The organism is Embleya sp. NPDC056575, assembly GCF_042793325.1.
In the GTDB taxonomy this organism is placed as follows: Bacteria; Actinomycetota; Actinomycetes; order Streptomycetales; family Streptomycetaceae; genus Embleya.
The window spans coordinates 24,769-51,545 of record NZ_JBHTVA010000049.1 but is presented as its reverse complement, the minus strand read 5'-3'; the positions used below and the strand labels follow the sequence as shown (position 1 = coordinate 51,545).

Here is a 26,777-nt window from a genome sequence, read left to right as displayed (position 1 = left end):
CCGCCCGCGACGGCCCGGCGGCGGATGATTGGGTGGAGTGTCCGCGACGGATGGCGCGTAGTGTCCGCGGGCGGCCCGGGGACGCGCGCACGAGAGAAACGGCACGGCATGGCGGAGGCGGCTTTCACGCGTTTGTTGTGCCACGCCGACGCCGCCGAAGTGGAGGCGGTGGCCGCGCGGTTGGGCGCCCCGACCCGCGCCGGGCTCGTGGCCGGGGCACTCGGCGGTCCCGACGCCCTCCTGGACTGGATGTACGCGCACGGCGACGACATCGACCGGATCGTCTTGGCCGGCGATCTCGAGTTCCGGGCCAAGCCGGGGCACCTCACCCGCTACGACAGTCCGCTGTGGGACCTGTACCGCCGCGCCGACCCGGAGACGAACGTCCTTCTCTACCAACCCGATTCACCGCTGATGTGCCGGCTGATCCTGGCCGGCGGTCCACCCGGATGCCTGCCGCCGACCGAGCGGGTGACGGCCGGGCTCGTGCCGGTCGGACCGGTACGCGTGCATCCCGCGCTGCGCGCCCGTCTGCTCGCGACGACCGAGTACACCGTGCTCGCGCCCGCCGTGGTCGCGGCCGATCCCGACCTGGTCCGGCACACGCTGCACACGCTCGGCGCCGACGGTCGGCTCACCCGCGCCGAACGGGCCCTGGCCCTGCTGCGGTTGTGGGACCTGGAGGGACCCGATGCCGTGCGACCGTGGACGCGCGACCTCGACGGCGCCTATCGGGGACTGCACCGGCAGATGCGCGAGGCACTCGACCGACCCAAGGTCCGGGCCGACGTGGAGACCACCATCCTCGACGCGGCCCGACCGGAGGGCTTCGTCCGGCGGTTGCGAGCGATCGAGGACCCGTCGCGCTCACGCCTGTCCCCGGCGGTGAACCGGATCATGGTCGCCCCACACACCTTCGCGTGGGGCCCGGTCCTCGACGCCCACCACCGATCGCCCCTGTTCTCCGACGACGTGGTCTGTCTCGTGCGCCGGTACGGGCTCGACCACGCGGCGCTGCGGGCGCTGATCGGCGTCGGCCCCGACGGCCGGGCTCGGCTGGAGCGGTGGCCCGCGGCCGAGGGCGCGGACGACGGCGATCTCACCGCCGCGCTGTTGGACGCGTGCGGGCCCACCCGTACCGCCGACGCTCCGGCCGCGGCCGACCTGGTCGCCGAGGCCGCGCCGGCGTGGGCGTTCCTGGAGAACTACGTCCAGGCCGCGGCGCGACCGGCGACACAACGACACCGGCGGGAGCGTTTCGCGGTGGTCGACGCCGAACTGGCCCGACTCGTCCGCGACCGGCTCGGTGACGACGTCCCCGGGTGGTTGCACCTGGCCCGGCTCGGCCCGGAGTACCCCGGCACCCTGCCCGATCTGCTCGACGCGGCGTCGGCGGCGGCGGCCGACGGCCCCGACCCCGCCCCGCCGATCTGGGCCGACTACCTCCGGCCCTACAGCCACGACTCCGGCCGGCAACGCCACGCCGCGCTGTGCGCGTTGTTGCGCGAGACCGCCCCGGATACGATCGCGCGCGTCGCCGCCCATCTGCCGCCCGAGTTCACCGCCGACCTGTACGGCCGTCCCGGCGGCGCCGACGTCGACGCCGCGCTGCTCGCCGCCGGCGCTCCCGCGATCGACGTGGGAATCTTCACCCGTCCGCGCACGTCGCCGCAGGTTCGGGAGCGGTTGCTGCGCGACCCGGCGCGGCTGCCCGCGCTGCGCCGGACACTGATCGCCATCGCCGTCGAAGACCCGACCGCCCGGCCGTCACGGCACTATCGCGACCACTACCGGGCAACTGTCCACGAGTCGCTGCACGCCTACCGCGCGGCACTGGCCGTCGCGGACTCGCGCGTCACCGCCATGCTCGCCCAGAACACCCTGCACCCGGACGGCGCCGACCACGTCCGGGAAAATCTCGGCACGGACCCGAGCGGGGTGATCGCCCGGGCGGACCGGGCGACACCCGCCGACGCCGATCGGCTCCTGGCGGACACCATCACCGACTGGGAGGAGCGGGCCCGGGCGGGCGGCGTGGTCGCGTTGTTGCCGAGCCTGGGCGCGCGCGGCTTCCTGGAGACCGTCGCCGACCCCGGCTGGTCGACGATCCTCGCCGCGCACCGCGCCGAACCGCTCTCCGTCAAGGCGCTCGAAGTGCTCGCCGACGTCCGGCCGGACCTGCCCGAGGAGCCGACCCGGGCACTGGCCGAACACGCCGGCGAGTACTGCGACCTGGCCGAACTCGCACGGCACGCGTGGCCCCTCGCTCGCGATCTCCTGCGCGCCGTGTACCCGTTCCTCGGCCGGCGCCGATCCGCCGCCGATTGGCCCGGGTTGATCACGGACGCACTCACCGACGGCGCGGTCGACCCCGGGCAGTGGCTCCGGCACGGCCGCCCCGCCGGCATGGTGCTGCGCACGTTGACCGACGCGCCGCACGGAGTCGTCCCCCGGGCGGTCGACGAGGCCCTGGACCTGCTCGTCGACACCTACCTGGCGGGCAGCCCCGACGCCTGGACGACCGCCTACGCGATGTTGCCGGACTTCACCGGCACGGTGAGCGAACTGCTGTCCACCGCCCGCGCGGCGACCGGCACGTAGGCGCCGGCACTCGCGCCCGCGCCGGTCACCGCTTCGCCCGCTCCCGGTCGCGCAGCCAGGCGAGCAGTTCCGGGACGTCGGTCTCGATCAGCCCGAAGTGCGCCCCCAGGCTGCCGCCGTCGGCGACCCGTGCATGGATCCGGTAGACGATGTCGTTGCCCAGCTCGCCGAGTTCGGCCACCAGTCTGGTGCTGTACGCGATCTTGACCCGTTCGTCCCGCTGCGCGTGCGAGACGCGGATCGGCACCGGGATGGACAGGGCGGGATTGGTGCGTTCGACCTGGCGCAGGAACTCCCGCTGATGCGGATTGGGATCCTGGGTCAGGCTGCCCCGGAACTGGGCGTTGCCCTTGATGCCGCCCCACGCCTCGCACGCGGACAGCTCGACCCGGCATCGGTCGGCGGAGGCGGTGAACAGCGTGTACGCCTCGGTGCTCAGCACCTCCAGCGCGTCGATGGCCGGCCGCTCCTCGGTCGCCTCCGCCCGGGAGCCGATGATCGCGCCGGTGAGCAGCAGGGGCGTGAAGGCGAGGCCGCCGGTGTAGCCGTCGTAGTCGCTCCCGGCGATCAGGTCCTCGACGATGTGCGAGGCCGGGGCCAGGGCCGCCACGCCGAGCAGGGTGAACTCCGGGACGCGATCGGCGTGGTGGGCGGCGAACAGTGCTCCCTGGCCGCCCTGGGAGTGGCCGACGAGGGCGAACCGGTCGGAGATCACCGGGTACAGCCGGCGTGCCGCGCGGACCAGGTCGAGCACGCCGTGCGCCTCGGATCGGCCCAGCAGGAAGGGGTGCGGGCCGGGTGTGCCCATACCCTCGTAGTCGGTCATCGCGACCGCCCAGCCGGCTTCGAGCAGCGCGTTCAGCAGCACGTGCGGGGACTGGTTGATCTCGTGGTGCTCGGGGAGTTCGGCCGCGATCTCCTCGTTGTCGCGTGAGGGCGCGCACTTGTCGCCCAGTCCGAGGGTGCCGTGCGCCCAGCCGATCAGCGGATAGCCGCCGTCGGGCGCGGGCGTGGGAGGCAGCGCGACGATGCCGGACACCGCGATCGGTGTGCCGTCGACGGCTTCCGAACGATAGAGCACCAGTTCGTTGTGGCTCGCCGAGCGGAGCGCGGCCACGCCGGTGAGCGGGCGGGATCGGATCACGTCGCCGTACTCCCCCGGCGGCAGCGGAACGGGCGGAAGGTAGAAGTCGTCGCCCTCCGGCGGTACGACCCGTTCGGGTGCGGTCATCGCGACCCCGCTTTCCGAGAGATGTGCCGGTCGCCCTGCCGGCGCGCGGCGCGTATGGGGTCATCCTGGACACCGCCGCCCGCCGGCGAGGCCCACTTGACCAAACTTGGCTCGAAGCGACCCGTGCCCGGCCGCCGGAGCGGGTCGGCGCGTGGCGTGGCGGGTCGGCGTGGCGGGGTCCGGTGAGCCGGAAGGTGGGGGGACTTGGTTACCATCGTGATCACCCGTCTTCACGCGCGTCGTCGCCCGGAGTGACCTTTGCTGGTATCCGATCGCCCCGAGGGTTCCCGCTGGGGCACCCTGCGGACCGACTTCGAAGTGCTCGCCGTCGTCCGCACGCTCACCTCGGCGACGCGTCTGCTCGACGTGCTTCCCCTGCTGCGTCCCGAGCACGGCATCCAGGTGTCGTTCACCGTCAACCCCGGCTCGGCGTTCGCCGACGGGCTGCCGGAATACCTGGGTTCGCTCGGCGTGCGGGTGTTGTCCTGGGCCGAGGCGACGAGTCGTCGCTTCGATCTCGCGGTCGCGGCGGCGGTCCACGCGGACATGCGGCACTTGGACGCGCCGCTGGTGGTGATGCCGCACGGCGCCGGGTACAACCGCCTGGTGCCGGAGTCGACGGGGGACGGCGAGTCGCCGGCGGGGTTGTCCCGGCGGGAGTTGACCCACGACGGGCGGGTATTCCCGGCCGCGATCGGGCTGTCCCACGAGGAGCAGTGGGAGTTGCTCGCCCGCACGTGCCCCGAGGCGCTGCCGGTTTCGGTGGTGATCGGCGATCCGTGCTTCCACCGGATCGTGCTCAGCCTGTCCCGGCGGCGCCGCTACCGGCAGCCGTTCGGCGCGGTGCACGGCCGGCGGCTGGTCGTGATCAGTTCGACCTGGAGCGAGCATTCGCTGCTGGGTCGGCATCCGGAGCTGCCCCTGCGGCTGATCGCCGAGTTGCCGGTGGACGAGTTCGTGGTGGCGGTGGTGCTGCATCCGAACGTGTGGAGCCATCACGGGCCGTTCAACGTGCGGGACCGGCTCCTGGCCGACGCGCTGGACGCCGGGTTGCTGATCGTGCCGCCCGAACGGGGTTGGCAGGCCGCGCTGATCGCCGCCGACTGGGTGGTCGGCGACCACGGTTCGGTGTCGTTCTACGGCGCGGGCCTGGATCGGGTGACGCTGCTCGCGGCGACCGGCGAGGGGGAGGTCGATCCGGCCTCCCCCACGGCCGCGTTCGCCCGGGAGGCGCCCCGGTTGGACCCGGACGGGGATCTGTACGCGCAGCTGCTCCGGACCGCCGAGGAGCACAAGCCGGGGGCGCTGCACCCGATCACCGCCCGCTCGTTGGGGGTGATCGGCGAATCGCCGCGCCTGCTGCGGGATTTGCTCTACGCGCAGCTCGGCCTGCCGGCCTCCGCCGAGGAGCCGGTCGTACGGCCGGTCGCCGATCCGCGCCCGGAGTTCGGCGGCGGTCCCACCCTGTGGGATGTGGTGGGTTCGGTGGTGCCGGCCGAGGCGACGGTGACGGTCCGGCGGTTCCCGGTGCTGCCCGGGCACGACGAGGCGCGGGGGTTCTACGCGGTGACCGCCGACGAGGTGGACCTGCGGCGCCGGGCCGGCGCGGAGGTGGTGGTACGCGCCGACCCGTTCGCGGAACCGGTCGCGCCCGTGTGGGCGGCCGAGACTGCGGGCGAGCTGCCGGGACTGAGCGTGGCGGTGGCCGCGCTGGACGAGGGCCGGCATCTGGTGCGCCTGCGCGGCGGGATCCTGCTGGAGGCGTCCACCGTGCGGGCGTGGGGGACGAACAGGCCGTGGCTGGACCCCGTGGTGCTCGGCTGTGCGCTGCATCTGTGGGCGATGGCCGGCGGCCGTCCCGCGACACTGCGTGAGGGCATCCGGATCCGCACGGGCGAGCGGGAGGTGGAGGTCGCGTTCACCACGGACTCCCCGGGGCCGGGGACGGAGCCGAATCGGAGCTGATCGGCGTCGCCACGGCGGTGTTTCGGGACGGTTCGAGGTCCGAGCCCGGTGCGGTCGCCGCTCGGGCCCGGCCGGCGCTCAGGACCGGTTGCCTCCCGGCTCCGGCGCCGGCACGCCCAGTTCGCGGTACAGCACGCCCAGTCGGGCCCGACCGTGTTGCTCCAGGTCGGCGTCGGCCGTGTGTACCGCGACCTCGACCAGCGCCTCCAACGCCTGGGCCTCCTTGACGTGTTGCCCCAGCCGCGCGGCCGTTCGCGCCGCCTCGGTCAGGCCGGCGACAGCCTGGTCCGTGGCGCCAAGCGCATGCTGGACCCGGCCGCGCACGATGGCGATTCGCGGCCGCATCGCCTCGTCGCCCGCCGCCTCGGCCGTGGCCGACGCCGCGTCCAGCACCCGCAGCGCCTCGTCGGGCCGACCGGCGGACAGCAGCGCCCGGCCGAGGTTGTAGCTCTGCACCACGATGCCGTGCGCGTCGCCGGCATTGGCCTCCCGGGCCCGGGTGAACGAGCGCACCGCGTCCTCGGGACTCGACCGGGCGAGGTGCAGCAGGCCCTGGGTCTCCCACACCACCCCGCTCAGGCGCGGGTCGGACACGATCGGCAACAGCTCCTCGGCCCGCCGCAGTTCCGTCTCGGTCCGCTCGTGGTCGCGCAACTCGAGGAACGCGCGGGCGAGTTGATTGCGCATCCGGACCTCGGCGTCGGGTCGGCGCTCCCACTGCGCGGCCACGACGCCCAGTTGGTGGCTCTCGATCCAGTCGGCGTAGTGCTTGCGGCTGTGGTACAGCGCCCACAACGACTCGCACAGGCGCCACACCGCGTCGTGCCACCCCCGGCCCGCCGCCGCCCGCAGCACCGCGAGCAGGTCGGCGCGTTCGGCATCCAACCAGTCCAGCGCCTCGGCGCGCCCGGCGAACCGGGGAGCAGTCGGCGTGGCGGCCGATGTCGTGGTCGCGTCGCCGCCGAGCCTGAGCCGGGAGCCGAGCACGAGACGGTCGGCGGCGTCGGCGGCGACCAGGTGATACGCCACGATGCGGCGCAGCGCCGCCTCCCGTTCCGGCTCCGGATCGCGCAGCGCGTGCCGTCGGGCGTGCAGGCGGGCCAGGTCGTGGAAGCGGTGGCGCTCCTCGCCGGTGCCGTCGGGGTCGATCTCCTCGACCAGGTGGGCGTCGACGAGTTCGTCCAGGTGTGCGGCGGCGTCGGATTCGCCGGTCGCCGCCGCGGCCAGGGCCGGAGTGAAGGTGGGGCCGGGGTGGGCGGCGAGCATGCGATACAGCCGTTGGGCCGCCGGCGAGAAGCTGTCGTAGACGGCGTCGAAGACCCCTTCCACGTGCACTCCCTCGTGGTTGGCCAGGGCGTCCAACCCGTGCTCCGCGTCGCCGAGTTCGGTCAGCACACGGTCCACGCTCAGCCGGCGCCGCCGGATCAGGCGCGCGCCCACCGCGCGCAGCGCCAGCGGGAGTCCCCCGCACCGCCGCACCAGTTCGGCCAGTTCGCCGTCGGCGGCGCGGCCGTCGCCGAGCCAACGGCGGATCAGCAGCGTGCCGGCCGGAACGCTCAGCGGGTCCAGGACCACCGCGCGGGCGCCGTCCAGGATCAGCCCGTCGATGCGGGTCCGGCTGGTGGCGATGACCATGCCGGAGGCGGGCAGCAGGGCGCGAACCTCGGCGGCGTGCCGGGCGTTGTCGAGGAACACGAGCAGTCGGCGGCCGGCGGTCGCGGAGCGGAACGTGGCGGCGCGCCCGGCCAGGGTGGGTGGGATGTACGCCTCGTCGACGCCCAGGTCGCGCAGGAACGCGCCGAGCACGCTGCCGACGTCGATCGTGCCCTCGAACCGGCTCTGCCCGAGGTCGACGTAGAGCTGTCCGTCGGGAAAACGGCCAGCGGCGCGCGCGGCCCAGTGCGCGGCGAGCGCGGTCTTGCCGACGCCGCCCAGACCGGTGAGGGCGACCACACCGGGACCGGGGCCGTGTAGTCCGCCGGCCAGGACCTCTTCGAGGGCGCGGAGTTCGGCGTCGCGGTTGACGAAGTCGCGATGCGAGGGCGGGATCTGTCGGGGGATCAGGCGCGTCGGCACGGGCGCGAGCGCGACACCGCCGAAGTCGCGTCCGGGCGGCGCCCGATGGCCGTCCCCGTCGGCGAACACGTTTCCGGCACCGCCGTCTTGGGCCGCCGTGTCCCGTGTGTCCTCGCCCCGATCGCCCACCCGATGTCTCCTCCGCAACGACCGGACCCGCCGACCCCAGGATGGCCGTCGGCCCGCCGATCCGACACCGGACACGCCCATTCCCGACCACCGAATCCGCACCGAACCGCGACCGGATCATGCCTACGGGTGACCGAAGGGGCGCCGCGACGGGGTCTCGACCCCGATCCCGGTCAGCCCCGGTCCCGGTCCGGGTCGTTCTCGAGCGCCCGGGTGGCGGCCGCGGCGACCACGGCGGTGAGGCCGGGTTGGTCGGTCGGGGGCAGGAGCGCGTTGCGCGGGGTGTTCTCGATCAGCGCGTACACGGCGGCGACCCGGGCGTGGCCGGTGATCGCACGGCGGGTGGTGGTGGCCGCGGTGAGCAGGCCCGGGAGGGCGTGCAGCGGGCGTGGCCCGGTGGTGGTGGCGCCGAAGGCGGGCGGGGTGTCGGGACGGGCGCGCAGGACCGGGACGCCCGGGGGCGGGGTGGCGAAGGCGGTGAGGTCGACGATCAGGTCGGCGCCCTCGGCGATCGTGTGCAGCACGTCGGCGCGGTGGGTGAACGGGTCGAACAGGGTCAGGTCGGCGATGCCGCAGGCGATCAGCAGTCCGGCGAGGTCGCCGCCGGCGGCGGGGTCGACCACGATCACCCGGGCGGAGAGCGGGTTGAGTCCACGGTTGACCAGGGCGTTGACCGTGGCGGCGGCGGTCGCCGGCGCGAGGCCGTCGTTGATCGTGTCCAGGAGCAGCACCGGCGGGGTCGGGCCGAGCGCGTCGTGCGTGACCGTAACCCGGTCCAGGCGGGTGTGTACCAGCACCGCGGCGGCGAAGCCGGGGGCCAGGATGCGGACCGCGCGGGCGATGTCGGTGACGTCGGGGGTGGCCACCGGCAGCGGGAAGACGTCGAGTCCGGTGGCCCGGCGCAGGTGCACGGCCTGCGATTCGAGGGCGGGCAGGACCGCGTCGGCGGGCAGTTCGTCGAAGCCCAGGACGGCGCTGGCGTCGCTGATCAGCGCGACGCGGTGGCCGCGTCCGGTGTAGCGGTCGATCTGTTCGGGGTGTGCGGCCAGGTGCGAGACGACCCGGCGGTCGGCGTCGGCGTCCAGGAGCGCGACGTCGTGTCCGGTGCTGGTGGCCGCACATACCCGCAGGGTGAGTTTGCCGGTGGAGGCGGTGGTGAAGACGGGGTCCTGGGCGTGCAGCAGGTCGGCACCCAGGCGACGCGCGAGGGTGCGGGTGAGCCAGGCGAGGGTGCGCGGGCCGTCGGCGTCCAGGGTGATCCGCCGCGCACCGGTCACATCCGGTTCGTCCGCCCGGCGGGCGACCGTGCCCGGGGCGTCGGCGAGCACGCTCTCCACGATCGTGTCGGCGTCGGGCGGGATGTGGATCCGGACGCTGTAGGCGGGATTGGGCACGGGCCGCTCCGCGCCGCCCCGCCCCCGGCTCAGCACGGCCGGCTCCCGGCCCCGTCGGCCGCGGCGGTGGTCGGGGACGTGCCCGGCGTCGCCGCGCGCAGGTCTTCGAGCAGGCCCACCTGGTCGGTGAGCAGCCCGGTCAGGATCCCGCGCGCGACGGCGAGCAGGTCGGCCACCCGCGGACTGGTCAACGTGTAGTAGACGGTCGAGCCCTCGCGCCGGCTGACCGCCACCAGGTTCGCCCGCCGCAGCACGGCCAGCTGCTGGGACAGCCGCGAGGCTTCGATGCCGACCTCGGGCAACATCTCGGCGACCGCGTACTCGCGCTCGCTGAGCAGTTCCAACACCCGGATGCGGGCGGGGTGACCGAGCGTCTTGAAGAACTCGGCCTTCATTTCGTACAGGGGTGTGCTCACCGCTCCACGTCCTTCCCGCGCGCCGTGCCCGGCCGAAACCGGCGCACGCCGAGGCATGCTCCTCGCATCTGCGCGGATTGAGCAATCGCACACCTTAGCAAGTCCCACCGCGGCCCCCGCCGCCCGGCTCGGACGGCGGGGGCCGTCCGGGCCGGGTGTTCGGCGTTGCTACCCGAGGACGTCCTCGTGGTTGTGGACGACGAGCCAGCCCTGGGGGAAGCGGCGGGCCACGGCGGTGTTGCGGATGTGTTCCGAGGGCAGGACGGTGCCGTCGGTGGCGGGGGCGAAGTCGACGCGCAGGTTGTAGCGGGCGAGGGCGGTGTCGTCCCAGATGTCGATCACCTCGTCGCTCGCGTGGATCCCGGTGACCACCGGGGCGTCGGGGCCGACCGGGCGCTCGGCCCGGATGCGGTCCAGGTCGGCGCGGCCGAAGAGGAGTTCGGGCGCGGCCGAGTCCCAGATGGTGGCCTCGGGGTGGATGCGGCGGTCGATCCGCTCCCGGTCGCCGGCCGTGAAGCCGGCGTAGATGTCGAGCAGGGCGCTCCACACGGCGGCACGGTCCTCGGCCGACCCGGCGGGGCGGTGGGCGTCGCGGGAGGTGGAAGGGGTGGTCATCGGTGCGGGTCCTATCGGAGAGGGCGAGCGGGCGGCGCGCGGGAGGTCAGACCGGTACGTCCTCGCGGACGACCTCGCCCTCCAGCATCACGAAGGACATCCGGCCCATCGCGCCGAGGTCGCTCAGCGGGTCGCCGTCGACGGCGATCAGGTCGGCCGCGTAGCCGGGGGCGATCCGTCCGAGCCGGTCCTCGGCCCGGATCAGTCGGGCCGCGGTGACGGTGGCCGCCTGGAGCACGCGCAGGTTGTCCAGGCCGCCCTTGGCCATCAGGTACATCTCGTGCACGACGGCGGACACCCCGTCGACCCGATCGCCGGGTGGCACGTCGGTGCCGTTGACCACCTGTACGCCCGCCTCGACCGCGCGCCGGAAGCTCTCCTGGTGCGGCGCGATGGCGTTCTTGGCGTTGACGACGGAGCCCTCGTCGAAGTGGTTGTCCCGCATCCAGCCCAGCGAGTTGGTCACGCACAGCGTCGGAGTGACGAACGCTTCGCGCTCGGCGAGCAGGCGCGCGGTCTCCGCGTCGAGGGCGTAGATGTGCTCGAACGAGCGCACGCCCAGTTCGACGGCCTGGCGGATCGCGGCGGACTCGCCGGCGTGCGCGACCACGTAGGCGCCGTGCTCGTCGGCCGCCTTGACCGTGGCGGCGATCTCCGCGTCGGTCATCTCGGCGTGCTCGAAGTCCTCGCCCTCGCGGGCCAGGCCGGAGTTGATGAAGATCTTGATGTGGTCGGCGCCGGCCTCCAGTTCGCCGATGGCCGCGTGGTAGAAGGCGTCCGCGCCCTTGACGTAGACGCAGTCCGAGCCCTCGCCGTGGCCGCCCGGCGTGGACAGCGCACGACCGGCGCCGAATACGCGCGGGGCGCGGATGAAGCCCCGGGCGCGCGCCTCGCGCAGCACGAAGTCGATCCGGTTCTGCTCGTGCACGCACCGCATCGTGGTCACCCCGGCGTGCAGCGCGTCGGCGGCCCGCTGCGCGGCGCGGAACGCGGTCAACTCGGCCGGTTCGTCCTCGCGCGTCTCGGAGAAGGGGAAGACGATCGACATGTGCGAGTGGCACGTGATCAGCCCGGGGAGCAGGTGCCGCCCGCCCAGGTCGTGGACGTCGGCGTCCGCCGGCGCGGTGGCGGACACCTCGACGATGACACCGTTGTCGATGTGCACGCTGCGATCGCGCAGGACCTCGCCGGTGACGACGTCGACGACGTGACAGTTGGTCAACCACATGGGTGCGGTCACCCGACTTTCGTGAGAGCGGGAGCGAGGATCGAGCAGGCGGCCCTGCGCTCCGGGAGGAATTCCACCAGTGCGGGCTCGTCCACCGCGCAGGCGTCGGTGGCGATCGGGCAGCGCGGGTGGAACCGGCAGCCGGTGGGCGGGAAGGCGGGGTCGGGGACGTCGCCGGGGAGGTCGACGGGCAACTCGCCGCTGCCGTCGGCGCGCGGCACCGCGGAGATCAGCGCCTTGCTGTACGGGTGGCGCGGGTCGTCCCAGACCTGCGCGGTGGGGCCGCTCTCGACCACGGTGCCCAGGTACATCACCGCGACGGTGTCGGCGATCTGCCGCACGATGGACAGGTCGTGCGAGATGAACAGCAGGCCGACGTTGCGCTCCCGGGCCAGGTCGAGCAGCAGGTTGGCCACCGACGCCTGCGCGGAGGCGTCCAGGGCGGCGATCGGCTCGTCGGCGACGATGCACGACGGCTCGGCCGCCAGCACCCGGGCGATGGCGATGCGTTGGCGTTGCCCGCCGGAGAACTCGTGCGGGAAGCGGTCGTCGAACTCGGCGGCCAGGCCGACCCGTTCGAGGAGTTCGCGGGCCGTCTCGCGGCCGCGTTCGCGGGTGCCGCCGGCCAACACCACGGCGTCGGAGATCTGTTCGCCGATCCGGCGCCGCGGGTTGAGCGAGGCGTAGGGGTCCTGGAAGACCATCTGCAGGCCGCGCTGGTCGCTCGGCCGCGGCTTGAGGCCCAGCGTGTCGACCGCCCGGCCGTTGAAGGTGACCCGGCCGCCGGCGGGCTTGAGCAGCCCGACCGCGGCCTTGCCCAGGGTCGACTTGCCGCAGCCGGATTCGCCGACCAGGCCGACCACCTGCCCCGGGGCCACCGCCAGACTCACCCCGGCCACCGCGCGCACCTGCGGGCGGCCCGGCGAGCGGTAGGTCACGGACAGGTCGTGCAGCCGCAGGCCGACGTCCTTGCTGGTGACGGTGAGGTTGGAGGTGGAGAGCGCGGTCATGGGGTACCCACCTTCGAGGCGGTGACGGCCAGGGGGTCGATCGGGCAGGCGCCGGCGTGGGTGGGGGTCAGCGCGAGCAGGTTCGGCCGCTCCTCGGCGCATGCGGCCACGGCGTGCGGGCAGCGCGGGTGGAACGCGCAACCGCTGGGCGCCTGGCCGAGCTTGGGCGGCGAGCCGACGATCGGCACCAGCGCGGCGTTGCCCCCGTCCGGGTGCGGCAGCGCGTCCAACAGGCCCCGGGTGTACGGGTGTCGGGGTTCGCGCAGCACGTCGGCACGCGGCCCGCTCTCCACGATGCGGCCCGCGTACATCACGCTGACCCGGTCGGCGAGGGCGGACATCACGCCGAGGTCGTGCGTGATGATCAGCACGGACAGGCCGTTCTCCCGGCGCAGTCGGTCCAGCAGGCGCAGGATGCCCGCCTGGACGGTGACATCCAGGGCCGTGGTGGGCTCGTCGGCGAGCAGCAGCGCCGGGTCGCAGGCGAGCGCGATGGCGATCGCGATGCGCTGGCGCATGCCGCCGGAGAACTGGTGCGGGTAGCGGCCGAGCGCCCGTTCGGGGTCGGGGATGCGCACCGTGGTGAGCAGTTCCACCGCGCGGGCGTTGGCCGCGCGCTTGTCCAACTTCTTGTGGTGGCGCAGGTGTTCCGTGAGCTGCTTGCCGACGCTGAGCATCGGGTGCAGCGAGGTCATCGGGTCCTGGAAGACCATCGCGACCCGGTTGCCACGCAGGTCGCGGACCTGACGCGGGGTCATCTTCAGGACGTCGTCGCCCTCGACGAGCATCTGCCCGGCGGCGGTGCCGCCCTGCGGCAGCAGACCGAGCAGGGCGAGCGCGGTCATCGTCTTGCCGGATCCGCTCTCTCCGGCGAGGCCGACGATCTCGCCGCGCCCGACGGTGAGGTCGACGCCGTCGATGGCGCGCAGCGGACTCCCGTCGGGGCCGGGCAGTTCGACGACCAGATCGCGAATCGCCAGCACGGGTTCCGCGCCCGATGTCGACTTCTCGCGGGCGGCGGGCGGCGAAGCGGGGTTCTCGTTCATCTCCGTCACTTTCGGAGTCACTTTCGGATCGCCCGGGCCGTACGCGGGTCGAGCGCGTCGCGCAGGGTGTCGCCCAGGAAGTTGAAGGCGAGCACCGAGAGCAGGATGGCCGCGCCGGGGAAGACCGCGACCCACCACGCGTCGAAGTTCGCCGATCCGGCGTTGACCATGGCACCCCACTCGGCGGCGGGCGGTTGCGCGCCCAGGCCGAGGAAGGACAGTCCGGACAGCAGCAGTACCGCGTTGCCCAGGTCGAGCGCGGCGAGCACGGCGACCGGTCCGGCCAGGTTGGGCCGCAGGTCCACGGCCAGTACGCGCCATCCGGAGGCGCCGAGGAGTCGGTCGGCCTGGACGAAGTCCGATTGCCGCAGCGTCAGTACCAGGCCGCGCACCACGCGGGCGTAGGTCGGCCAGCTGACGATCACCACGGCGAGGACGGCGTTCGTCAGGTTCGGCCCGAGCGCGGCGACCACGGCCATGGCCAGGATGATCGCCGGGAAGGCGAGCACCAGGTCGGCGCAGCGCATGACGACCATGTCGATCCAGCCGCCGAAGTACCCGGCGACCGCGCCCAGGACGGTACCGATGACCATCGCCAGGACCACCAGGAGCAGCGCCAGCGGCAGTGAGATCCGGGTGCCGTGGATGACCCGGGACAGGATGTCGCGGCCGAGTTGGTCGGTGCCGAACCAGTGGTCCCCGGAGGGGGATTGGTACTTGGGCCACTTCTGCGCGAGGGGGTCCTCGGGGGAGATCAGCGAGGCGAATACGGCGGCGAAGAGGAAGACGCCGATGATGGCGAGGCCGGTGACGGCCAACGGGCTGCGCCAGGGCGACTTCCCGGCGCGTCGGGGCTTGCGCCGGGGGGCGTCGTCGTCCGGGCTGGGGGTGCGGTCGGCTCCGAGCCGATCGCCGAGGAACAGGCGCGTGGCGTTCACGAGAGGCGAATCCTCGGGTCGATGACCCCGTAGAGCAGGTCCACGAGGAGGTTGATCACGACGTAGACGACCGCGACGAACAGGCAGACGCCCATGATGGACGGCAGGTCCAGGTTGAGCGCGCTCTTGTAGGCGTACTGGCCCAGCCCCGGCCAGGACAGCACGTTCTCGACGAGCACGGTGCCGGCGAGCATGCCGCCGAAGGTGAGTCCGGCGACGGTCAGGATCGAGGTGAGCGCGGGGCGCAACACGTGCCGACGGATGACCGTGCTCTCGGGAAGTCCCTTGGCCCGGGCGGCGCGCACGTAGTCGTTGCCGAGGGCTTCGAGCACGGCGGCGCGGGTGAAGCGGGTGAGTACGCCGATGTTGAAGGCGGCCAGTACGCAGGCGGGCAGGATCATCCGGGAGAAGGCCTCACCGAAGGTCCCGGTGTCACCGACCAGGAGCGAGTCGAGCGTGTAGAGGCCGGTGATCTCGTCCGGGGGGATCGCGCCGGGGGAGAGCCGACCGCCCGCCTGGATCCAGCCGAGCTTGAACGAGAAGAGGTAGAAGGCGACTTGGGCGAGCCAGAAGACCGGCATGGACACGCCCGCGAGGCTGATCACCCGGATCACCCGGTCCGGCCACCCGTTGCGGGTGACGGCGGCGACGATGCCCAGGCCGACACCGATCACCAGGGCCAACACGATGGCGAACAGGGCGAGTTCGATGCTGGCGGGGACCTTGTCGGCCAGGTCGTCCCAGACGGCCCGGTGGGTCTGCTGGGAGGTGCCCATGTCGCCGTGCAGGAGGTTGCCCAGGTAGGTGAAGTATTGCGAGGGCAGCGAGTCGTTGAGCCCGTTCTTCTCCTTGAACGCGGCGACCGCGGCCGGGTCGTTCTGGGCCCGGTCGCCGAGGTTCGCGGCGACGGGGTCGCCGGGCACGGAGTGGGTCAGCACGAAGGCCAGGACGGTGATGCCCACGCACAGCAGCAGACCGATGGAAAGGCGCACCAGGACGAACCTGGCGAAGGGGTGGGAGCCGCGCGCGGCCCGGGGCCCGGGGGCCGCACCCCCCGTGGGGGATGCGGCCGCCCGGGGCGTGCCGGGTCGGGCGGTGGGGTCAGCCGAGCTTGTCGACATCGATGTACCAGATCGGGTTGTAGCGCAGGTTCTTGACCGAGTTGTTCGCGGCGATCACCTGGGCGGGCTGGAGCAGCGGCATGAAGGGGCCGGTCTTGTTCATCGACTCCTGCAACTGCTTGTAGGCCGTCACACGTTCCGTGTCGGACGTGGCCGTCTTGGCCTTCTGCGCCAGGCCGGACACCTCGGGGTTGGCCTCGGCCTTCCAGCCGGCGCGCAGGCTGACCAGCTCGCCGGGGGTGAAGGCGAGGTAGTCGCTGGCGTCCGGGTAGTCGGCCTGCCACCACCAGAGGCCCATCGCCTCGGAGCCGTTGCGGTACGAGTCGAGCGCGGTCTGGGTGGGGGCCGGCTTGAGGTTGATGTTGATGCCGACCTCCTTGAGGTTGGCCTGCACCCGGGCGGCGAGGTCGCCGAAGTTGATGCCGTTGATCGTCACGTCGGACGCGTAGTAAAGGTCGACGCTCGGGTTGTTCAGCCCGGCCCTGGCCAACGCGGCCTTGGCGCGCGGGACATCGCGCTGGACGGCCTTGCCCGGGTCGAGCGCGCCGGTGAAGAAGCTGGGCACGATCCCGGCCGCCTGGGCGGATCCGGCGCCGGCCACGTCCAACAGGCTCTTGTAGTCCAGGCCGTAGCGCACGGCTTCCTGGAAGTCCTTGTTGGAGGTGGTCGGCGAGATCGCCGGGTTGTCGTTCGTGAACAGGAACGCGGTGGTGGGCGTGGGCTGTTGCAGCACCTGGGCCTGGCCCTTGACCTTGACCGCCTGGTCGGGCGACATGTCGAGGGAGATCTGGCTCTCGCCGCTGAGCACGTTCAACTGCTGGGTGTTCGCGGGCACGTTGCGCACCACGACCTTGGCGTACTTGGGCTTGGCGCCCCAGTAGTTCTCGTTGCGGGTGAGGATGACCTCGGTGGACACGTCGTACTTGGTGATCTTGTACGGACCGCTGCCCTGCGAGTCGCCGTTGAGGAACTGCTCGGCCTTGTCGCCCTGGTCGGCGCCGGCCGCGTCGGAACCGCCGTGCGCGGCCACGGTCTTGGAGTTGACCACGCCGAGCGCCGGGGTCGCGATGCGGAAGGGCAGCGCGGGGTCGGCGGCCGCGGTGGTCAGCACCACCGTGTGCTCGTCCTTGGCGGTGGCGGTCACGCCGTCCAGCAGGAAGGCCGGGTTGCCCTTGAGGTTCTTGACCCGGTTGAAGGAGAAGACGACATCCTTCGCGGTGACCGGTGTGCCGTCGGAGAACTTGGCCTCCGAGCGCAGCGGGAAGGTGAAGGTCTTCGCGTCGGGCGAGGCCTCGTAGGAGGAGGCGAGCAGCGGCACGGGCTTGGTCACGTCGCCGTTGGCGAAGGTGAGCAGCGTGTCGTAGACGGGCCGGGTGACCATGATGCCGGTGGGCTCGAAGGTACGGCCCGGGTCGGCGGTCTTGAGGCTGAAGGAGGTGTCCACCACGAGGGTGCCTCCGCCGCCTCCGCCCTTGTCGTCGGTGTTCTTCTTCGCGCCGCCGCACGCGGCGAGCATCATGGCGGCGGCCACGGTGACCGCGACGGGCGCGGCGGCGCGTCGCACGGCCCGGCGGCGGGCGGATCTGCTGCCTGCCGACCTGCCCGCGGTCGTGCTGCCGCTGTTGTCCCCGATGGCTTGATTGCCCTGCATGGCGCACCTTTCTCAAGGCACCCGATCGGCCGATGACGGAACCGAGTGTTTGATCTGGCTGAACGGTGGGCTCGAAAGTAGGCGCGGGTCGAGGTGGTGGTCAATGACTTTTTTCCACATCTCGACATGTGGGACCAAAAATTTATGTTTGGTGATCAAGGATCCACATGGAGCGATCATTCTCCGCTTTGATAACGCTTTGATGACTGCTCGCCGCCTGCTCGATGACTGCTCACAGGCGTTGTCGGGGACAAATGCCGACAGCGGCGCCCGGGGAGCGGCGAACCCGCTTTCACCGACGCGTACTTCGCTCGCGGTACGCCGGGAGGGCGTGCTTCACCCCCACACCGAGCCAATCGATCTTGACGGGGGATCGGCACCGTGCTTATCTTCGGCCCGAAGCGTTCAATCACGTTGAACAAGTCGATAGCACAAGCCAGGATCCACGAGTCGAGGGTACTCGGCAGCGAAGCGAACGGGATCGGACCATGCTGGGTGACCGACTGCGCGAACTACGGCAGGCGCACGATCTGACCTTGCGTCAGTTGGCCGCCGCAGCCGGTATTTCCGCGGGCATGCTCAGCCAGTTGGAGAACGGCGCCGCGGAACCGAGCCTGAGCACATTGCGCAAGCTCGCCCGAGTCTTCGACACCTCCATCGCCACCCTGTTCGACGACCCCGACGTACCGCGCGTGGCCGTCACCACGCGTGAGCGGCGCATGCGGCTCGGTGCCGCCCGTCAGCACATCACCTACTCCAGGCTCACCCCCGGAACGGGCGATCTGGAAGTGCTGGAAGCGGACATCGAGCCGGGCCAGGCCTCCTCCGACGAGCCGTACAGCCATCCCTCCACGGAATGCGCCACGGTACTCGCCGGAGAACTCGACGTCGAGGTGGACGGTCGTGTCCACCACCTGCACGAGGGCGACGCGATCACGTTCGACTCGCGTCTGCCGCACCGGTTCGTCAACAACTCCGACGCCCCGGCACGGCTACTGGTCGCGGTCACACCGCCCATGCCGTGAGGCGCGGGTGCGCCCGGGGCACCGGAACGCGGGTACTTCCCACGCCGTAGCGCGGCGGGCGGTCCCGGCGGGCCCGGTGGTCGCGGGGTACACCCGGGGCCGTAGGCACGGGTCCCCTCGACGTCCCGCGACGTGCGGGCGTCGCGTCGCCACGGCGCGGTCGGCCCGCGTGTCCGGGGTGTGGTCGCTCCCCCACACCCCGGACACGCGAGCCGACCGCGTCGCACGGCCGGAGCGTACGAGGCCCACCGGTGCCGAACGGCCCGCGTGTGTCGGATCCCGGGTTTGTGTCCCCGAAAGGATCGAGGGCATGGACCGCACCACCGTCGACTGGCACGGCTACATACCGGCCGTGACCACCCCCTTCACCTCCCAGGGCGACCTCGACCTGGCCGCCTGGGACGAACAACTGGAATGGTTCGCCGCCGAGGGCCTGGACGGCGTGGTCATCGCCGGCACCACCGGCGAGTGGTACACGCTCACCGCGACCGAACGCGCCACCCTGTTCACCCACGCGGCCCGCCGGGTCCGCGGCCGATACACCCTGCTCGGCGGCTGCAACGCCTACACCGCGGCCGCCGCGATCGGCCACGCCCGCGCGGCCCGGGCCGCCGGCCTCGACGGCATCCTGCTCACCCCACCGCCGTACGTGGTGCCCAACGCGCGCGAGACCATCGCCTTCTACGAGGAGGTCTCCACCGCCGTCGACATCCCGCTGTGCGTATACAACTGGCCGCGTGGCACCGGCGTCGACCTGGACACCGACACCCTGACCGCACTCGCCGACCTGCCCACCGTGGTGGCGATCAAGAACTCCACCGGCGACTTCGGCGGCTTCGTCCGCGGCCTGGTCGCCCTGCACGAGCGGGTGCGCTACTTCGGCATCACCACCGACGCGGTAGGCGCCGCCCTGATGCGCGGCATCGGCGGCGACGGCCTGATGGGCGCCGGCGCCGTGCTCGGCCGCGACCACCCCGCCTTCTTCACCCACCTCGCCGCCGGCGACGAGGCGGCGGCGCTGGCCGTCGGCGCCCGCGACCGGGTGCTGATGCGGGCGTGGTTCACCCGCGACTACGGGCCGCGCTTCGCCAGCGCCCCCGCCATCCTCAAGCACGCCCTCACCCTGCGCGGCGTTCCCGCCGGACACCCGCGCCGCCCGCTGCTTCCGCTCACCGTCGCCGAGGCCGACCAAGTCCACGCCACCCTCGCCGAGTTGGGACTCGTCTCCTGATGGAACGCACCGAAGTCCTGGTCATCGGCGGCGGATTGCTCGGCTGCGCGGTGGCCTACCACCTCGCCCGCGGCGGTGCCGGCGTACATCTGATCGAGAAGGACCAGCTGAACCGACACGCCTCCGGCCAGAACGCCGGCAGTCTGCACTTCCAGCTCGAATACCGGATGATCCAACACGGCCACGCCGTCGCCGCCCGCGCCGCCGAGGCGCTGCCGCTGCACCTGGACGCGATGAACTCGTGGGCGGGCCTGGAGGACGAACTCGGCGAACCGTGCGGCGTACGCCGCGGCGGCGGCCTGATGCTCGCCGAGAGCCCCGAGGACCTGGCCCTGCTCGCGCACAAGACTCACCTGGAGCACAGCCACGGCCTCGACGTCGAACTCCTCGACGCCCGCGCCACGCACGAGTTGGCCCCATACCTGTCCGAGCGGGTCGTCGGCGCCGCGTGGTGCCCCGGCGAGGGCAAGGCCGACCCCCGCCTGGTCACGCACGCCTACGCCCGCGCCGCGCGGCGGCTCGGCGCCCGGATCGAGACCGGCGTACGGCTGACCGCGCTGCGCCACGACGGCCGGCACTGGCTCGCCGACACCGCCGCCGGCCCGCGCCTGAGCGCGCGCGCCGTGGTCGTCGCGGCCGGCGTATGGACCGCCGAGGTCGCCGCGATGGCCGACATCCGGCTGCCCGTGGTCCCGGTCGCGCTGACCATGACCGTCACCGCCGCCACCCGGCCGCTGGTTCCGCACCTGGTGCAACACGCCGGCCGGCGGCTCTCGCTCAAGCAGAGCGCGGAGGGCAACATCCTGATCGGCGGCGGCCGGGCCGCCAAGTTCGTCCAGCACGCCGGCACCCTGAACCTGGACGCCCGCCCAGAACTGCGCCTGGACTCGGTCTTCGCCGGCGCCGACGCCGCCCGCGTGGTGCCGGCCGTACAGCGGCTGCCCGTGTTGCGCGTATGGTCCGGGGCCACCTCGCTCGCCCCCGACCAACTCCCGCTGCTCGGCCCGGTTCCGCGCCGCCCCGACCTGTACGTCGCCACCGGCGGATCCGGCTTCACCCTCGGCCCCACCTACAGCCGCCTGCTCGCCGAACAGATCCTGACCGGAAGTACCGCCCTGCCCCTGGACGACTACTCCCCCGCACGGTTCGGAGCGTTGAACTTTGTCTGACCACTCCCCCTCCGGCCGTCCGGGGCAGGTGACCATCACCCTCGACGGCGTCCCGCGCCAGGTGCCGGGCGGTCGCTCGCTCGCCGCCGCACTGATCGCGATCGACGAACCCGTCACCCGGCACGACCGCGCCGGCCGGCCGCGCGCGGCCTACTGCGGAATGGGCGTGTGCTTCGAGTGCACCGTCACCGTCGACGGCGCGCCCCTGATCCGCTCCTGCCAGGAACCCGTACGCGCCGGCATGACCGTGGACACCACCGGCGAGGAAGCCCGATGAACACCACCACCCCCGACCTGCTCGTCGTCGGCGCCGGCCCCGCCGGGCTGGCCGCCGCCGTCACCGCCGCCACGCACGGCGCCCGGGTCCTGGTCGTCGACGAACAGCCGCGCCCCGGCGGCCAGATCTGGCGCCGCCCCGACCCGGGCAACCCCGGCCCGGACCCGCTCTCCGCCCCCGCGTACGCGGCCGGGCGCGCGCTGCTCACCCGCGCCGCCGCGCATCCGGGCATCGACTTCGCCCACCACACCACCGCCTGGGGCGTGTTCGCCACCCGCACGGCGCCCGACGGCTGGGCGGCGCCGCCCGGCACCCCCGTCCCGGCCGGGCCCCGGGTCGCGGTGCACGGACCCGAGGGGGTGGAAGTCCTGCTGCCGCGCGCCCTGTTGCTCACCGCCGGCGCCTACGACCTGCCGGTGCCGCTCCCGGGCTGGACCCTCCCGGGCTTTCTCACCGTCGGCGGCATCCAGGCCCTGCTCAAGGGCCACCGCACGCTCGCCGGTCGGCGGATCGTGCTGGCCGGCGCACACCCGCTGCTGCTGATCGCCGCCGCGCAACTGGTGCGCGCGGGCGCGGACGTGGCCGAAGTCGCCTTCGCCCAGCACCTGCCCGCTCCCGCCGACCTGATCCGCGCGGTCGCCGCGCTGCCCGGCAACCGGGCCAAGGTCGCCGAGGGCCTGGCCGCGCTGCGCACGCTGCGTCGGGCGGGCGTGCCGGTGCACACCCGCACACTGCTCCTGCGGGCCGAGGGCGAACAGCACGTCACCGCCGCCGTGTTGGCCCGCGTCGACCAGGACTGGCGCCCGGTCCCGGGCAGCGCCCGCACCGTCGGCTGCGACACCGTGGGCACCGGCTACGGCTTCGTTCCCTCCACCGAGCTGGCCCGCCAGGCCGGCTGCGCGGCGCACTGGGACGGCCCGGCCGGCGGCTGGGTGCTCGACCACGACGACGCGATGCGCACCTCGCTGCCGCACGTCTGGGCGGCCGGCGAACTCACGGGCGTGGCCGGCGCCGAACACGCCGTCGCCACCGGACGCCGCGCCGGCCTCGACATCGGCCGCAGCCTGGGCCTGCTCGAATCCGCCACCCACGACCGGGAACTACGGTCCATCGAGGCCGAGTTGGCCGCCACCGGGCGGATGGCGGCGTTCCTGGACCACACGTGCGCACCGCACCGGGCCGGGCTGCACGCGCTCGCCGACGACGACACCGTGCTGTGCCGCTGCGAGGAGATCACCTTCGGCGAGGTCCGCCGCACGCTGGCGGACAACCCGGGCCTGGACACCGCCGACGCGGTCAAACTGATCACCCGCGCCGGCATGGGCCCCTGCCAGGGTCGGATGTGCGGCCCGGCCCTGCTCGAACTCCTGCACCGGGAAACCGGCTTGCCGAGGGAGACGATCGGCGCCTTCACCGCCCGCCCACCGGTGAAACCGCTCCCGGTCGACGCGCTGGCGCGCGCGCACGACGCGACCACGACGGCGGAGTCACCGACGGACGCGGGGCCGGTGGTGAGGTAGCGGCCGTGGGGTGGGCGGGGACGCGGCGTCGTCATCTCCGCGCGTCGATGTCGCGTCGGTCGCTGGTGAGGTGGCGGTCGAGCAGGTCCCGGGCGTGGGCGACGGTGAGCGGGGAGACGCCGTGCGCGGCGGCCGACAGGAGGGCGTTCTCCATGTCGGCGTACGCGCCGTTGCGCCCGGCCCGGATGATCGCCGCCTCGGCGGCCGACCCGACGGGCAGGCCCGGTCCGTCGCGCGTGACGAGGCGGATCCACAGCGGCCATCGGTCCGAGTACACGCCGACCCCCGTCGAGTGGGCCGGGGCTCCGGGCCGCGCCCACACGTCGTGCGGCGCGCGGGCGAGGGCCACCGCGTGCATGAGGCCGGCGGCGTACATCGTGTGGAAGTCGTGCCGGAAGGCGTAGGTCTCGCCTTCCGCGCCGGTGGGCGTGCCGGAGAGCGTCGGCTGCCGGTCGGGATCGGGGCCGGGACCGGGCAGGAACCCCACCTCGGTCCACAACGCGTCGAGTGCGTCCCGACACAGCAGGGCGGTGCGCGACACCGGGCCCGGCAGGAGCAGCGCGGCGGTCAGCGACTCCGCCACCAGGTCCGCGTTTCCCTCGAAGAGGTGCCAGAGCAGGCAGGCGTCGACAATGCGGCGCAGCTCGATCGGGTCCGCTTCGTCGGGGAGTTCGCGGCGGCCGAAGTCGGTGAGGTGGAACAGGGTGTGCGTGAGGGCGTGCAGGTCGGCGAGGCTCATGTGCAGCGGGTGCGGGTGTGCGGCCAGGATCGAGCCTTGGCGGTGTGCGGTGTGGTCGACCGGTTCGCCGCCGCACTGGGCACGCAGCCAGGCCGCCTCGAGGCGGCGGTGCGGCGGCCGTTCGACGGCGTCCACATGGCCGGTGGCGAAGGCGCGACGCAGCGTGGCCGCGAAGTGGGGATCAGGGACGCCGAGTTGCTCCAAGGCGAGATGCGTGATGCCGAACGGCACGGCGGTACGCGGGTGTCGGACGAGCAGCGCGGTGCGCTCGGGAGTGCGGGCGAGCGGGGCCAGCAGGGTCGCGATGCGGTGGAGCGCGGATCGGATCTCCGGTGCGGAGTGCGGAATCCGGTCGGCGATCAGCAAGAGGCGGGCGCTCTCCACGACGAACTGCTCGGTGGCGCTGCGGTCGGGGTCGGGGCGGGCCGCCGGCTCCCGGAGGGAGCCTTGGCGTTCGAGGCGTTCAAGGCCCAACTCGGCCAGGGTGAGCACCTGGAGCAGTCGGCGGCGGGCCGGCGCGGGTGCGTCGTCGGGATGGCCGGCGCCGTTGCCGGCCGAACGCGCGGCGCGGCTCGCCGGGATCGAGCCGGCGTCGGGGGCGGCGTCTCGGGCGGGGGTCGAGTGAAGAACCTCGGCCCCCTGCGGTTCCGGGATCACGCCCGCTCGGCGGACTGCGTACCGGCACCCACACCGGCGGCGTCCCCGCTCGCCACCGGCCGGATCCCATCGATTTCCACGCCCTGCCCCCACTCACCCATCGGATCCCCCGCCAAGTCGTCGGTATTCCTCCACTCGGACCCTCAAGCTTGACACCGTCGTGGACAGTTCGTCAGGTAAATCAGCAAATCGCCTCGTATTGCGTACTCATGGGCGAACCATGCACGACCATGGGTGGCCGCTGTGACCGCGGCGGCCGGCCATACGCGGCCGGAGCGTCACAAACCGCTCGCGATCGGGCCGTACGTCGCCGCCGAACCCGCACGCGGGGCGCGCGCCGGTCGCACCCGGACCGCGCGCGAACCACGCGCGGACGGCATCCGCACCATCGTGTCGCCCCACCCCGGCATACCCGGGCGTCCGTTCCGGTTCACACCCACGGAGGCCGTCCACGATCGTCCGCCCGGCCGTCCACCCGCCGTCGACCGACCCCACAGGAAGCGCCGAGCCTCATGTACACCACTCGTACCACCCATCAGAATCCCGATCCCACCTCCAACCGGTCCGGTGAGAACCAATACCCCGTCCACACTCGTGGGTTCTGACAATGAACCCCAACGACAAGCGCATCGACCATCTCCTCGGGGCCTTCGGCGCCGGAGCTCTCGTCAACGCCTGGATCGACGCCCTGATCACCGACGACCACCTCGACCGAGCCGCGGCCACCCGGGTGGCCTGCGACCGTGTCGCCGACCTCTCGCCGTGGCTGATCGCCGCGCCGGGCCAAACCTGGCGACTGCGCGAGGAGTTCGAGCCGAACGCCGACTTCTCGCCGCGCCTGGTCCTGGTCCTCGGCGTTCGACACGCGCACGGAACCCATCCGCGCGACGGCACGGCGGCGATCCTGATCGCCGACGCCGAGGACGACCCACGCCACGCGGTGGGCTGGATGGACGTGGACGACTTCGCCGTCTGCTACTCCCTCGAGGAGTGGCCCGCCCCGGAGGTCCGCCGGGTCGACGACAGCGACGCCACCACGACCCCGACCCCGAACTGACCCGGGCGGCGTTACGGGCGGATGGCCGTCATCTACGGCGTGCCGCGCACGTCGATGGACCCGACCACCCTCCCGCTCCCTCGCTGCCGGCCGGTTCTCGCCGAGCAACGCACCCGTCTCGTCGCGAACTTCGAGTCTCGCAGCCCCGCACGCCGGCGGGACCACCGCGCGCGGGCTCGGCGCCGGCGGGGTGCACGGGCAGCCGCCGCCCCTGGCCGCGTGGGAATTCGGCGGCGGGGGACGGCGGCGGCGTTCGGGGGCGGCTAGTGGTTCATGCCGGGCATCGACGGCGAGCTCGGGGTGGTACCGCCCTTGGCGGCAAGCATTTGCCGCATCTGCTGTACCTCGGCCGCCTGTGAACTCTTGATCTGCTCGGCCAACTTACGCGCGGCGGGATCGACACCCTGGGCGAGTTCCGTCTCCGCCATGGCGATCGCCCCGTTGTGGTGTTCGATCATCATGGTCAGGAACCGCCGGTCGAAGTCGGCGCCGGTGGACGCCTTGAACGCGGTCATGTCCGCCTCGGACATCATGCCGCCGCCATGGTTCATGCCGCCCGGAGCCGAGGTCGGCTTGCCCCACGTGGTGAGCCAGTCCTTCATCAGCTTGATCTCCGGGGCCTGCGCCGCCTCGATCGTCGCGGCGAGCTTCTTCACCTCGGGGTCGGCCCCCTTGGCCGGCGCCTCCTCGGCCATCTCCACGGCCTGCTCGTGGTGCGGAATCATCATCTGCGCGAACATCACATCCGCGTCGTTGAACGCACCCGCCGACGCCGGAGCCGACGCCGCGGCCGGGGCGGACGCCGAAGTGGACGGCTTCGCCGAGGACTTGTCCTTGTCCTCGCCACCACACGCGGCAAGGAGGAGCGCGCCGGACAACACGGCGGCAGTCAGCGCGAGGGTGCGGGTACGGGTACGGGTGAATCGCTTCATGGTCGTGCTTCTCCTGGGAGTGCGCGGCCCGCCCATACGACGGGCTCGGCGATGCGGAACAGGGCGCGAAGTCCCCGGCCGTGGCCCGGGACCGGACGTCGGCCTATATGCGCAGCACTCGCAGGAGGGCGAGATCGGGTGTCCTCGGCGGCGGCAACCCCAGTACGAACGCCGCCAGTCGGGCCCGCGGCCGAAGCCGACGCCGGGTCCGGGCGCGACGCAGGGCGAGTACGGCCAAGGCCGCCACCACGACGCCGAGGCCCGCGAGCAGCACGGCCAGGCAGATCGTGGTCGGGTCGGAGCCGTGGTGGGGGCCGCCGTCGGTGGAGCAGTCGCCGTCCGGGCAACCGCCGTGACGGCCGGGCGCCATCGGCTCCATCGCACCGCGACCCGCACCGACCGCATGCGCGGCCTCGGTCGCCGACTCCGACTCCGACGCAGCCGCCGACGCCGACGCCGGATGGCCCAGCGTGTGCATGCCCATGACGCCGAGGGTCAGCAGCAGGAAGAGCAGGCCGCGCACGAGGACACGGGCGATACCACGCGGCGCACGTGCCATCGGTCCCGCCGTCCGCGTCGCCACCTACCCACCCTCCGCCTCGCGTCGCCCATACCCCACGTTGGTATCCAGACTAGGCCCAGGAGCGACACATCGACGAATGGGGTCCGATGAAATGATCTTCTGGTCATGCATACCCCCAGCCCGTAAGCTCGCCGGGCGCTGTCGCGCCGCAAGTACACACGGGAGA

At 72.9% G+C, this 26,777-nt stretch carries 22 protein-coding genes; 8 read left to right on the top strand and 14 right to left on the bottom strand.

Annotation, left to right across the window (positions count from 1 at the left end):
• Positions 1 to 108 precede the first annotated feature (108 nt).
• Complete coding sequence (locus ACFRCG_RS32395; RefSeq protein ID WP_380038024.1) at positions 109 to 2,601, top strand: hypothetical protein; 2,493 nt, start codon at positions 109 to 111, stop codon at positions 2,599 to 2,601.
• A 25-nt stretch (positions 2,602 to 2,626) separates the two neighbouring features.
• Here ACFRCG_RS32395 and ACFRCG_RS32390 read toward each other — a convergent pair whose 3' ends face one another.
• Positions 2,627 to 3,832 (bottom strand): alpha/beta fold hydrolase, encoded by a 1,206-nt coding sequence (locus ACFRCG_RS32390; RefSeq protein ID WP_380038022.1) that lies wholly within the window; start codon positions 3,830 to 3,832, stop codon positions 2,627 to 2,629.
• A gap of 258 nt (positions 3,833 to 4,090) precedes the next feature.
• Between ACFRCG_RS32390 and ACFRCG_RS32385 the strand changes: the two genes are divergently transcribed.
• Complete coding sequence (locus ACFRCG_RS32385) at positions 4,091 to 5,797, top strand: hypothetical protein (RefSeq protein ID WP_380038019.1); 1,707 nt, start codon at positions 4,091 to 4,093, stop codon at positions 5,795 to 5,797.
• Between the two features lie 78 nt (positions 5,798 to 5,875).
• Here the strand turns inward: ACFRCG_RS32385 and ACFRCG_RS32380 are convergent, their stop codons facing one another.
• The 10 genes from ACFRCG_RS32380 to ACFRCG_RS32335 form a co-directional block, all read right to left on the bottom strand.
• A complete protein-coding gene (locus ACFRCG_RS32380) occupies positions 5,876 to 8,002 on the bottom strand; it encodes a hypothetical protein (protein WP_380038017.1) in 2,127 nt (708 codons plus the stop codon).
• A 173-nt stretch (positions 8,003 to 8,175) separates the two neighbouring features.
• Positions 8,176 to 9,396 carry a malic enzyme-like protein gene (locus ACFRCG_RS32375; RefSeq protein ID WP_380038015.1) on the bottom strand — a complete coding sequence of 407 codons (1,221 nt, stop codon included), beginning with the start codon at positions 9,394 to 9,396 and terminating at the stop codon, positions 8,176 to 8,178.
• A gap of 29 nt (positions 9,397 to 9,425) precedes the next feature.
• Entirely contained in the window at positions 9,426 to 9,812 is a 387-nt protein-coding gene (locus ACFRCG_RS32370) for an ArsR/SmtB family transcription factor (protein WP_380038013.1), read from the bottom strand.
• A 168-nt stretch (positions 9,813 to 9,980) separates the two neighbouring features.
• Positions 9,981 to 10,427 (bottom strand): DUF4440 domain-containing protein, encoded by a 447-nt coding sequence (locus tag ACFRCG_RS32365; RefSeq protein ID WP_380038011.1) that lies wholly within the window; start codon positions 10,425 to 10,427, stop codon positions 9,981 to 9,983.
• 46 nt (positions 10,428 to 10,473) lie between these two features.
• Positions 10,474 to 11,667, bottom strand: coding sequence for an amidohydrolase family protein (locus ACFRCG_RS32360; RefSeq protein ID WP_380038009.1), 1,194 nt, complete (start codon positions 11,665 to 11,667; stop codon positions 10,474 to 10,476).
• Positions 11,664 to 12,665 (bottom strand): ABC transporter ATP-binding protein, encoded by a 1,002-nt coding sequence (locus ACFRCG_RS32355; RefSeq protein ID WP_380038007.1) that lies wholly within the window; start codon positions 12,663 to 12,665, stop codon positions 11,664 to 11,666. The genes ACFRCG_RS32360 and ACFRCG_RS32355 overlap by 4 nt, the downstream gene beginning before the upstream one ends.
• Entirely contained in the window at positions 12,662 to 13,711 is a 1,050-nt protein-coding gene (locus tag ACFRCG_RS32350) for an ABC transporter ATP-binding protein (RefSeq protein ID WP_380038005.1), read from the bottom strand. Before ACFRCG_RS32350 ends, ACFRCG_RS32355 begins: the two co-directional genes overlap by 4 nt.
• Positions 13,712 to 13,728: 17 nt before the next feature.
• Positions 13,729 to 14,649 carry an ABC transporter permease gene (locus ACFRCG_RS32345; protein WP_380009462.1) on the bottom strand — a complete coding sequence of 307 codons (921 nt, stop codon included), beginning with the start codon at positions 14,647 to 14,649 and terminating at the stop codon, positions 13,729 to 13,731.
• Positions 14,646 to 15,641 carry an ABC transporter permease gene (locus ACFRCG_RS32340; RefSeq protein ID WP_380038003.1) on the bottom strand — a complete coding sequence of 332 codons (996 nt, stop codon included), beginning with the start codon at positions 15,639 to 15,641 and terminating at the stop codon, positions 14,646 to 14,648. The genes ACFRCG_RS32345 and ACFRCG_RS32340 overlap by 4 nt, the downstream gene beginning before the upstream one ends.
• Before the next feature lie 109 nt (positions 15,642 to 15,750).
• Complete coding sequence (locus ACFRCG_RS32335) at positions 15,751 to 17,421, bottom strand: ABC transporter substrate-binding protein (RefSeq protein ID WP_380038001.1); 1,671 nt, start codon at positions 17,419 to 17,421, stop codon at positions 15,751 to 15,753.
• A gap of 488 nt (positions 17,422 to 17,909) precedes the next feature.
• On the opposite strand from ACFRCG_RS32335, the gene ACFRCG_RS32330 reads away from it, so the two are divergent.
• From ACFRCG_RS32330 to ACFRCG_RS32310, 5 genes are all read left to right on the top strand, one after another.
• Entirely contained in the window at positions 17,910 to 18,446 is a 537-nt protein-coding gene (locus ACFRCG_RS32330; RefSeq protein ID WP_078980568.1) for a helix-turn-helix domain-containing protein, read from the top strand.
• A gap of 310 nt (positions 18,447 to 18,756) precedes the next feature.
• On the top strand, positions 18,757 to 19,677 hold the full coding sequence (locus ACFRCG_RS32325; RefSeq protein ID WP_126634759.1) for a dihydrodipicolinate synthase family protein: 921 nt from the start codon (positions 18,757 to 18,759) through the stop codon (positions 19,675 to 19,677).
• Positions 19,677 to 20,846 (top strand): NAD(P)/FAD-dependent oxidoreductase, encoded by a 1,170-nt coding sequence (locus ACFRCG_RS32320; protein WP_380037999.1) that lies wholly within the window; start codon positions 19,677 to 19,679, stop codon positions 20,844 to 20,846. The genes ACFRCG_RS32325 and ACFRCG_RS32320 overlap by 1 nt, the downstream gene beginning before the upstream one ends.
• Positions 20,839 to 21,123, top strand: coding sequence for a (2Fe-2S)-binding protein (locus ACFRCG_RS32315; protein ID WP_380037997.1), 285 nt, complete (start codon positions 20,839 to 20,841; stop codon positions 21,121 to 21,123). Before ACFRCG_RS32320 ends, ACFRCG_RS32315 begins: the two co-directional genes overlap by 8 nt.
• Complete coding sequence (locus ACFRCG_RS32310; RefSeq protein ID WP_380037995.1) at positions 21,120 to 22,643, top strand: NAD(P)/FAD-dependent oxidoreductase; 1,524 nt, start codon at positions 21,120 to 21,122, stop codon at positions 22,641 to 22,643. The genes ACFRCG_RS32315 and ACFRCG_RS32310 overlap by 4 nt, the downstream gene beginning before the upstream one ends.
• A 31-nt stretch (positions 22,644 to 22,674) precedes the next feature.
• Here ACFRCG_RS32310 and ACFRCG_RS32305 read toward each other — a convergent pair whose 3' ends face one another.
• On the bottom strand, positions 22,675 to 24,039 hold the full coding sequence (locus ACFRCG_RS32305; protein WP_380037993.1) for a DUF6895 family protein: 1,365 nt from the start codon (positions 24,037 to 24,039) through the stop codon (positions 22,675 to 22,677).
• Between the two features lie 607 nt (positions 24,040 to 24,646).
• On the opposite strand from ACFRCG_RS32305, the gene ACFRCG_RS32300 reads away from it, so the two are divergent.
• A complete protein-coding gene (locus tag ACFRCG_RS32300) occupies positions 24,647 to 25,096 on the top strand; it encodes a hypothetical protein (RefSeq protein WP_380037991.1) in 450 nt (149 codons plus the stop codon).
• 263 nt (positions 25,097 to 25,359) lie between these two features.
• Here ACFRCG_RS32300 and ACFRCG_RS32295 read toward each other — a convergent pair whose 3' ends face one another.
• Positions 25,360 to 26,028, bottom strand: coding sequence for a DUF305 domain-containing protein (locus tag ACFRCG_RS32295; RefSeq protein ID WP_380037989.1), 669 nt, complete (start codon positions 26,026 to 26,028; stop codon positions 25,360 to 25,362).
• Between the two features lie 103 nt (positions 26,029 to 26,131).
• A complete protein-coding gene (locus tag ACFRCG_RS32290; RefSeq protein WP_380037987.1) occupies positions 26,132 to 26,587 on the bottom strand; it encodes a DUF6153 family protein in 456 nt (151 codons plus the stop codon).
• Positions 26,588 to 26,777: the final 190 nt, after the last annotated feature.